We start from the raw sequence: 9,076 nt of genomic DNA on the forward strand, positions 1-9,076 counted from the left end.
CAGGGCGCCCGCACCGAGCACAACGTCGTGATCTACCACTCCGGCGAGGCCGGCGAGCTCACCATCGACGCCGGAGTCGAGGTCTTCGGCGGCTTCGAAGAGCGCGGTGCGGTCCGGCGCATCACCACCCCAGCCGGGGAGGTCGCCACGGTGGCGCATTTCGGCGAGTACTCCGCCATGGGCGGCGCTTACGCGGCCCTGGATCAGTGGTGCGCCGCCAACGGCCGCCGCCAGGCGGGAGTGAGCTGGGAAGTCTACGGCGACTGGGACGACGACCCGGCCAAACGCCGAACCGACATCTACAAGCTGCTCAGCCCCGCTTAGGCCGCGCGCCCGGCACCGCATTTCCATGATCACGAAAGAAAAGTACGCGTATAGGAGATTTTTCCTTCGTGATCATGAAGACGCGAGCGCGTGGGGGCATCGATAAGGACTGCGAGCCGAACGTGACGCGGGCGCGGAACAAGGAGTAAAGCAGCGCCGGGGAGTTGTTTCCCGGCACAGTGCATTGCGGGCCGTTCGGGCGCATAGTGAAATCTATGGATGGTGTCACAGCCGACGCCCGCGCCGGCGTCCCGGCGACGCTCAACTACGTGGCGCCGTGGTCGGAGCGCAACCGGCTGTACGTCGGCCCCGACGCGCACATGACCACCACGCAGTACGCGCCGCAGACCGTGCTGATCGCCGACGGGCGACCGCACCGCGACGACTTCGGCCTCGACCGCAGCGGGTTCACGCTGCTCGACCACGAGAGCGCGGTCACCGACTTCGGCGACGCCGCCCAGCTCGACGGGATGTACACCGGCGAGGTGATCGACCTGGTCAAGAGCGTGACAGGCGCCGACGAGGTCGTCACGATCGGCTGGGTGATCCGGCGCGCGGCGGAAGACAGGCGCGGCGCCCAGCCGCCCGCCCCCGACGTGCACGTCGACGTGTACCCCGGCAGGGCCGATGACCGGTTCAAGGCGGCCGCGCCAGGCGGACGGCCGTTCCGGCGGGCGATCATGACGAGCCTGTGGCGCGCGTTCAGCCCGCCGCCGCAGGACTGGCCGCTGGCGATCCTCGACTACCGCAGCGTCGCGGACACCGAGGGCCAGCCGAACCTGCTGCTCTTCGTCGACACGCTGCCCGACCCCGACAACGTGCCCGACATCCCCGACCCGGACGCCAGCCCGGCGGGGTCCATCTTCACCTACCGCCCGGAACACCGCTGGTGGTACTTCCCCGACATGAACGCCGCCGAGACGGTGCTGATCAAGCTGCACGACAGCGACCATTCGGTTGCCTGGCGGGCACCGCACACCGCGTTCCACGACGCGGGCGCCGCGGGCGCCCACCCCAGGGAGAGCGTGGAATTCCGCACGATCGCGTTCTTCGACTGACCCGTGGAGGGACCCATGACCGACACACAGGCAGGGCCGGAGGCGCCCTCCACGTTCCGCAACAGCTGGCTCGAGGGCCCGTTCGCACCCGTCGACCAGGAAGTTACGGTCCACGACCTGAAGGTGACCGGATCCATCCCCAAGGACCTGGACGGCCGCCTGCTGCGCGTGGGGCCGAACCCGGTCGACCCGGAGAACCCGGTGACCTACAACTGGTTCACCGGCAACGGGATGGTGCACGGGGTTCGCATCCGCGACGGCAAGGCCGAATGGTACCGGAACCGCTTCGTCCGCGACGATCACGTCGCGCGCAGCAAGGGCCTGCCGCCGCTGCCCGGCCCGCAGCAGCTCGGCGGCGGCGCCCGCTACGTCGCCGACAACGTGGTGAACACGCACATCTTCCCGCAGGCCGGCAAGACCTGGGCGTTCGCGGAGGCGGGCGTGCTGCCCGTCGAGCTGTCCTACGAGCTGGAGTGCCTGGCGAAGTCCGATTTCGGCGGCAGCCTCAACGGCTCGTGGACCGGCCACCCGCATCGCGACCCGGCCACCGGGGAACTGCACGGGATGAGCTACTACCACGGCTGGGAGCACGTCAGCTACCAGGTGATCGACACGGCGGGCAAAGTCCGTCGCACGGTCGACGTCCCGGTCCACGGCCGCCCGGTCGTGCACGACTGCGCGCTCACCGAGCGGTACGCGGTCTTCCTCGACGGGCCGGTCGCCTACTCCGACGACATGCTCAAGAAGGGGTACGCCTTCCCGTTCCTGTGGGGCTTCGAGTACCCGACCCGCTGGGTCCTCATCCCCAGAGACGGCACGGGCGGCGACGTCATCTCGGCCGAGGTCGAGCGGTGGGCGGTGTTCCACATCCTCGGCGCCTACGACCTGCCGGACGGCCGGGTCGCGCTGATCGGCCCGAGCAACTCCCGGATGTTCGTCACCGACCACACCGGCCCCGGCGAGGTGCCCGGCAGCCTGAACCTGTACCTCATCGACCCCAAGACGGGGAAGACCGAGGTCAAGATCCTCGACGAGCAGCCGCAGGAGATGCCGCGGCTCGATGACCGGCTGACCGGAGACAAGTTCAGGTACGGCTACTTCAGCAGCCGGGACCAGGGCATGTCCACGCTGATCAAGCAGGACCTGGACGCGAAGACCAAGGAGAGCTACGCCTACGGCCCCGGCCGGTTCGGCATGGAGGCCGTGTTCGTCCCGCGCACCCCCGACTCCGCGGAAGACGACGGCTGGCTGATGACCTTCGTCACCGACATGACCACCCGCACCGCCGACGTGGTCATCCTGCACGCCCAGGACCTCAAGGCAGGCCCGGTCGCGACGATCCACATCCCGCACCGGGTGCCGATCGGCTTCCACGGCAACTGGGTTCCCGATTCCGAACTAGCAGAGCAGCGAAAGGTACTCGGACTGTGACGGAGCAACTGCCGCCGGACGTGATCGCGCAGCTGGCGGCCCTGGACTCGGAGATCACACCGCAGCTGGCGCAGGCCTCGTGGGCGCTGCTGACGCCGTTCCACGAGAAGGCCGGCTACACCGCGCCGAAGATCGACAGGGACCTGGCCTACGGCGACGACCCGCGGCACCGCCTGGACGTGCACTCCGACGGCGACGGCGACGACCAAGCCGGCAAGCCGGTCTTCGTGTTCGTGCACGGCGGCGGCTTCGTCCGCGGCGACAAGCACACACAAGGCAGCCCGCAGTACGACCTCGTCGGGGCGTGGGCGGTCCGGCACGGCTACGTCGGCGTGACGATGACCTACCGGCTGGCGCCAGGGCACGTGTGGCCCGCCGGCGCGCAGGACGTCGCCGCGGCGGTCGGCTGGCTCCAGCGGAACATCGCCGCTTACGGCGGCGACCCGGGCAAGATCGTCGTCGCGGGCAACTCCGCGGGCGCGGTGCACGTCGCCTCGTATGTCGCCGGCCAGGGCGGGGGAGACCCCGCGAGAATCGCCGGCGCGGCGCTGCTCTCCGGCATCTACCAGATACACGACCCGGCCCCGGGCGAGCCCGAGCACGTCTACTACGGCGCGGACCCAGACCCGGCAGCATCCTCGCTGCCGGGGTTGCTCGACACAACGGTCCCGCTGCTGTTCAGCGTCGCGGAGCGCGACCCGGACCGCTTCCAGCGGGAAGCCGCCGGCGTGGTCAGCGCCTGGCTCGCACGGCACGGCACCGTGCCGGACCTGGTCTGGGTCGAGGGCCACAACCACATGTCGACCATCGCCAGCCTCACCGTCGACGAGCCCGCGCTCGGCACCGCGCTCGCGCGATTCATCGAACGGCACACCAGCTCAGCGGACAGGGAGACCGCCCAGTGACCGAGCCGCTGCCCACCTTCCCGCCGACCGCTACGCCCGCCCCGAAAACCGGCGGAGCACAGGGCTATCTGAGGATCGCCACAGAAGAGGCGTTCGCCACCCCGGAGATCATCAAGGTGTGGCTCGGCCTGCTCGACGACCCGTCCTTCGACGACCCCGGGTTCCGCAGCCTCTGGTCGTTCTACGGCACGGCGACCGCCGAACGTCCGCGCTTCATCCTCGAGCACCTCCAGGACCTCGGCGACAAGCGCCTCAAGGCCATGGACGACGCCGGCATCGACCGGGCGATCCTGTCGCTGACCTCCCCAGGAGCCCAGCCCCTCAAAAAAGATGTCGCGAGGGAACAGGCGACGCTGGCGAACGACCGCCTCGCCGAGGCGATCAAGAAGCACCCCGGCAGGTTCTCCGGCCTCACCGCGGTCGCTCCGCAGGACCCCGAGTACTCAGCGAAAGAGATCGAGCGCGGCAAGAGCCTCGGCTTCAACGGCGTGATCATCAACAGCCACACCCAGGGTGAGTACCTGGACGACCCGAAGTTCTGGCCGATCCTGGAGTCAGCGCAGGCCCAGGACACCCCGATCTACCTGCACCCCAACACCGCGCCGAAGAACTTCATCCAGCCGATGCTCGACGCCGGCCTCGACGGCGCGATCTGGGGTTTCGCCGTGGAGACGGGCACGCACCTGCTGCGGCTGATCACCAAGGGCGTCTTCGACCGGTTCCCGAACCTGAAGCTGGTCGTGGGACACCTGGGGGAGGCCCTGCCCTTCTGGCTGTACCGCCTGGACTATATGCACGGAGCCACCGTACGTTCGGGGCGATATGAGGCGATGAAACCCATCGAACTGAAGCCGTCCGAGTACATGCGACGCAACATCTGGGTCACCACCAGCGGCATGGCCTGGGCGCCCGCGATCATGTTCTGCCGCGAGGTCCTCGGTGCCGACCGGGTGATGTACGCGATGGACTACCCGTACGAGTACCAGGTCGACGAGGTGCGCTGGCAGGATGACCTGCCGCTGACCGTCGCGGAGAAGAAGCAGTTCTACCAGACCATCGCCGAGGACGTCTTCGGCCTGCCCAAGGGAGGCGAGTAACGCCCATGCCCCGCCCCAAGATCCCCGTCGAGGACCGCCTGGAGATCCAGGAGCTGTTCGCCTACTACGCCTGGGGCCTGAACACGGGCGACGCCGACGAGGTCGTCGCCTGCTTCACCGACGACTGCGAGTTCGAGCACCTGCCGCAGGGCATCTTCCGCGGCCACGACCAGCTCCGCGTGCTGCTCAACCACCTGTGGTACGACAAGCCCGGCTGGTTCATCGGCCGCCAGCACCTGGCGACGCACTTCGTCATGACGCCGCTGAGTGAGCAGGAGATGCACGTCAAGGCGTACTCCTCGATCCTGCAGCACAACCTCGACTACCGGAACAGCTTCGTGTTCGGCCTCGCCAGCTGGGACAACGTGTGTACCAAGGCCAGCGGCGAGTGGCTGTTCAAGTCGGTGCGGATCGTCAAGTGGATGGGCGACGGCGTGCCGTGGGTCGGGGAGGAGCGCGCCAGGATCGACGCTCCGTCCGGCCCTCTCCTATGATCCAGAACGGACGCGTTTCGCTGCCTGTCCGCAACCCCTACACCGGCGAGGTGGACTACGAGATCACGCCGCCGGCCCCGGAGGAGCTAGCCGGCATCTGCGCGGGCCTGCGGGCCGCGCAGGTCAAGTGGGCCGCCGCGCCGCTCGAGCACCGCATCGAGGTGATGACCCGGTGGGCGGACGAGCTGGACAAGGCGTACGGCAAGCTGTCGGCGGCCGACTTCACCGACACCGGCGGCTGCCTGATCTCGCTGATGTCGCCGCGCATCGTCGCGGGCAGCGTCCGTTCCTGGGCGGCGGACGCCCCGGCGGTGCTGGCGGCGGCGGCCAGGGAAGGCGCCAGCTCGATCATGCCGTCGATCTCGTTCCGCACCCAGCTGGTGCCCTATCCGCTGGTCGGCGTGATCAGCCCGTGGAACGGCCCGCTGATGCTGTCCTGCCTCGACCCGGTGCCGGCGCTGTTCGCCGGCAGCGCGGTGATCGTGAAGCCGAGCGAAGTGGCGCCGCGGTTCATCGAGCCGCTGATGGAGACCATCAGGGCCGTGCCCGAGCTCGCCGACGTGTTCACCTTCATCACCGGCGACGGGCAGACCGGCCAGCAGCTCATCCAGGCCGTGGACATGCTTTGCTTCACGGGCTCGGTCCCGAACGGCCGCCGCGTGGCGGTCGCGTGCGCCGAGCGGCTCATCCCGGTCTACCTGGAACTCGGCGGCAAAGACCCAGCGATCGTGACGGAGACCGCCGACCTGGAGGCGGCCGCCACCGCCGCGCTGCGCGGCGCGGCGTTCGGTACCGGTCAGGTGTGCTTCTCTGTCGAGCGGATCTACGTGCACACCGACGTACACGACGCGTTCGTGGCGCTGCTGGTCGACAAGGCGCAGGCGCTGACGCTCAACTACCCGGACATCGACTCCGGCGAGATCGGCCCGTTCGGCTACGACCGGCAGGCGCGGATCGCCGGCGAGCACCTCGCCGACGCGGTCGCCAAGGGCGCGGTGATCCGCTGCGGCGGCCCGGCGGAGCAGCTTGGCGGCGGCTGGTTCATGCGGCCGACCGTGCTCACCGAGGTGACCCACGACATGCTGCTGATGCGCGAGGAGTCGTTCGCCCCGTTCCTGCCGGTGATGCGCTACCGCGCGGAAGACGAGGCGGTCGAGCTCGCCAACGACACGCCCTACGGGCTGTCCGCGTCGGTCATCGCGGGGACTCCGCAGGAGGCCGCGCGGATCGGGGAGCGGGTCAACGCCGGCACCGTCGCGCTGCAGGACACGTTCCTGACACTGTTCAAGACCAGGGACGTCGGCACGAACTCGTTCGGCGACTCCGGGCTCGGCGGCGACCGCACCGGACCAGGGTCGATCCTGCGATTCCTGCGGAAGAAGGCGCTGATGACCCAGTCCGCGCCGCCGGCGCCACTGGTCCGCCCGAGCGTCCCCGCGCGGCCCGCATGAGCGTGCGGATCCGGGCCGCCGTCGCCTGGGAGGCGGGCGCGAAGCTGTCGATCGAGGAGTTCGACCTCGACGACCCGCGCGACGACGAGATCCTCGTCAGGGTCGAGGCCACCGGCGTCTGCCACACCGACGAATCGTCCCGGCTCGGCCTGCTTCCCGTGGTCTACCCGATCATCCTCGGTCACGAGGGGTCAGGCACCGTCGAGGCGGCAGGCAAGGACGTCACCCGGGTCAAGGCGGGCGACAAGGTGCTGTTCACGCCCGACTACTGCGGCACCTGCGAGCAGTGTGTCCTCGGCTACACGCCCTACTGCGAGCAGGCGATCCCTGTGACGTTCACCGGCACCCGCCCCGACGGCTCGCCGCGGGCGCACGCGGCCGGCGGCAGGCCGGTCCGCGCCTCGTTCTTCGGCCAGTCCTCGTTTGCGACCCATTCACTGGTCACCGAGCGCAACATCGTGCCCGTCCCGCGCGACGCCCCACTGCACTACCTGGCGGGCTTCACCTGTGGCGTGCAGACCGGCGCCGGCGTGATGCTCAACGCGATCGGGGTCGCGCCGCACCAGACCGTGGCGGTGTTCGGCACCGGCGCGGTCGGCCTCGCCGCGGTGATGGCCGCGCACGCGTCAGGCGCGCGCGAGATCGTGGCGGTCGACCGGGTGCGGCACCGCCTTGACCTGGCGCTCGAACTGGGCGCGACGCAGGCCGTTGACACGACGGGCCAGGAACTGGCCGACGTGACCGCGCAGGTCGTGCGAGCCGCGGGCAAGGGCGGCGCCGACGCGATCCTCGACACCACGGGGAACCCGCAGGTGATCCTGGCGGCCGTCAACTCGGCGGCGAAACACGGCACGATCTCCGTCATCACCAGCAGCGGCAAGGACGTCACGATCCCGCCGGGCGCGCTGCTGGTGACGGGCCGCACGCTGCGCGGCACGATGGGCGGCCACATCAACCCGACCGTCTTCATCCCGAGGCTGCTCGACTTGCACGCCCAGGGCCGCTTCCCGGTCGACCGGCTGGTGAAGAACTACCCGTTCGCCGAGGTGAACACGGCGATCGCGGACTCCCTGTCGGGAGCCACCATCAAGCCGGTCCTCACGTTCTGAGCGGGCCGGGACTACGCCGGGACTACTCGGCCGGCTTGCCCAGGCCCAGCAGCCGCACCGCGTTGTCCTTGAAGATGCCCGGCTTGACCTCGTCCCTGATGGCGGTCTTCTCCAGGTCCGCCATCCAGCGCTCAGGGGTGAGCACCGGGAAGTCGGTGCCGAACAGCACCTTGTCCTTCAGCAGCGTGTTCGCGTACTGCACGAGGATGGGCGGGAAGTACTTCGGCGACCACCCGGACAGGTCGATGTAGACCTGCGGCTTGTGGGTGGCGACCGACAGCGCCTCTTCCTGCCAGGGGAACGAGGGGTGCGCCAGGATGATCGGCATGTCGGGGAAGTCCACCGCCACGTCGTCCAGGTACATGGGGTTGGAGTAGGCGAGCCTGATCCCGCCGCCGCCCCTGGTGCCGGCCCCGGCGCCGGTCTGCCCGGTGTGGAACAGCGCGGGCAGTCCCGCCGCCTCGATGACCTCGTACAGCGGGTAAGCGGCCCGGTCGTTCGGATAGAACCCCTGCGAGCTCGGGTGGAACTTGAATCCCCTGACGCCGAATTCCTCGATCTGCCTCTTGGCCATCGCGACGCCCTCGGCGCCGCGCGCCGGGTCCACGCTGCCGAACGGGATGAGCACGTCGGCGTAGTCGCGGGCCCGCTCGGCGATCTCTTCAGGGGTCGCCCGCGACGGGTCTTCGGGCGCGTCTTTGTTGTCGATCGTGAACGTGACGGCCGCCATGTTCCGCTCGCGGTAGTAGGCGGCCAGGTCGTCGACGGTGAAGGCCGCCGCCGCCGTCTTGAAGTACTTCGCCATCGCGGCGAGGTGCTCGTTCTCGTCCGCGCTGGCCGGGGGGGCGTTCACGGACCTGTGCACATGAGTGTGCACATCAATCGCGACCAGGTTTTCCACGTCCATGCCGGCGATTATCCCGTCGCCTTTTCACTTCGTCATGACGTGATCACGCCAATTTATGACGCCGTCAATTTGTGGGTAAAACGGTCGTAGCCAGCGCTCGCCAAGTTTCGCTCTCCCGGTACGACCGCCGCGGCATTCCAATATCCGGAACGTCCCCGGCTCTCTCCGGTCCCCTCCATTCCCGCCGCGGCGGCGGCGACCCGCGCCGCGCCGGCCGCGCTGAGCCAGCTCGTGTCCCCGGGGTGCAGCGGCAGCGCGAGCACGTCGGCGTAGTCGCGGGCCCGCTCGGCGATCTCTTCA

The 9,076-nt window shown here is 69.3% G+C and carries 9 protein-coding genes and 1 pseudogene; 8 read left to right on the forward strand and 2 right to left on the reverse strand.

The window, feature by feature from the left end; genetic code table 11:
* The 8 genes from WA805_RS12820 to WA805_RS12855 form a co-directional block, all read left to right on the forward strand.
* On the forward strand, positions 1-324 hold a 324-nt coding region (locus WA805_RS12820), incomplete at its 5' end, for a GyrI-like domain-containing protein (RefSeq protein WP_425242440.1).
* Between the two features lie 215 nt (positions 325-539).
* On the forward strand, positions 540-1,382 hold the full coding sequence (locus tag WA805_RS12825; protein ID WP_425242441.1) for a CmcJ/NvfI family oxidoreductase: 843 nt from the start codon (positions 540-542) through the stop codon (positions 1,380-1,382).
* Between the two features lie 15 nt (positions 1,383-1,397).
* Positions 1,398-2,813, forward strand: coding sequence for a carotenoid oxygenase family protein (locus WA805_RS12830; protein ID WP_425242442.1), 1,416 nt, complete (start codon positions 1,398-1,400; stop codon positions 2,811-2,813).
* Positions 2,810-3,718, forward strand: coding sequence for an alpha/beta hydrolase (locus WA805_RS12835; RefSeq protein WP_425242443.1), 909 nt, complete (start codon positions 2,810-2,812; stop codon positions 3,716-3,718). Before WA805_RS12830 ends, WA805_RS12835 begins: the two co-directional genes overlap by 4 nt.
* Positions 3,715-4,815, forward strand: coding sequence for an amidohydrolase family protein (locus WA805_RS12840; protein WP_422337587.1), 1,101 nt, complete (start codon positions 3,715-3,717; stop codon positions 4,813-4,815). Before WA805_RS12835 ends, WA805_RS12840 begins: the two co-directional genes overlap by 4 nt.
* Positions 4,816-4,820: 5 nt before the next feature.
* Positions 4,821-5,309 (forward strand): nuclear transport factor 2 family protein, encoded by a 489-nt coding sequence (locus WA805_RS12845; RefSeq protein ID WP_422277295.1) that lies wholly within the window; start codon positions 4,821-4,823, stop codon positions 5,307-5,309.
* The gene (locus WA805_RS12850; protein WP_425242444.1) at positions 5,306-6,760 is read left to right on the forward strand and encodes an aldehyde dehydrogenase family protein; all 1,455 of its coding nucleotides are present in this window, start codon (positions 5,306-5,308) and stop codon (positions 6,758-6,760) included. Before WA805_RS12845 ends, WA805_RS12850 begins: the two co-directional genes overlap by 4 nt.
* Entirely contained in the window at positions 6,757-7,869 is a 1,113-nt protein-coding gene (locus tag WA805_RS12855; RefSeq protein WP_422285650.1) for an NAD(P)-dependent alcohol dehydrogenase, read from the forward strand. The genes WA805_RS12850 and WA805_RS12855 overlap by 4 nt, the downstream gene beginning before the upstream one ends.
* 22 nt (positions 7,870-7,891) lie before the next feature.
* Here WA805_RS12855 and WA805_RS12860 read toward each other — a convergent pair whose 3' ends face one another.
* Both WA805_RS12860 and WA805_RS12865 read right to left on the reverse strand, forming a co-directional pair.
* The gene (locus WA805_RS12860) at positions 7,892-8,776 is read right to left on the reverse strand and encodes an amidohydrolase family protein (protein ID WP_422325009.1); all 885 of its coding nucleotides are present in this window, start codon (positions 8,774-8,776) and stop codon (positions 7,892-7,894) included.
* A gap of 53 nt (positions 8,777-8,829) precedes the next feature.
* Positions 8,830-9,076: pseudogene (locus tag WA805_RS12865) on the reverse strand (hypothetical protein); the annotation flags it as partial.

It is taken from the genome of Trebonia sp. (genome assembly GCF_049794275.1).
Taxonomy (GTDB): Bacteria; Actinomycetota; Actinomycetes; order Streptosporangiales; family Streptosporangiaceae; genus Trebonia.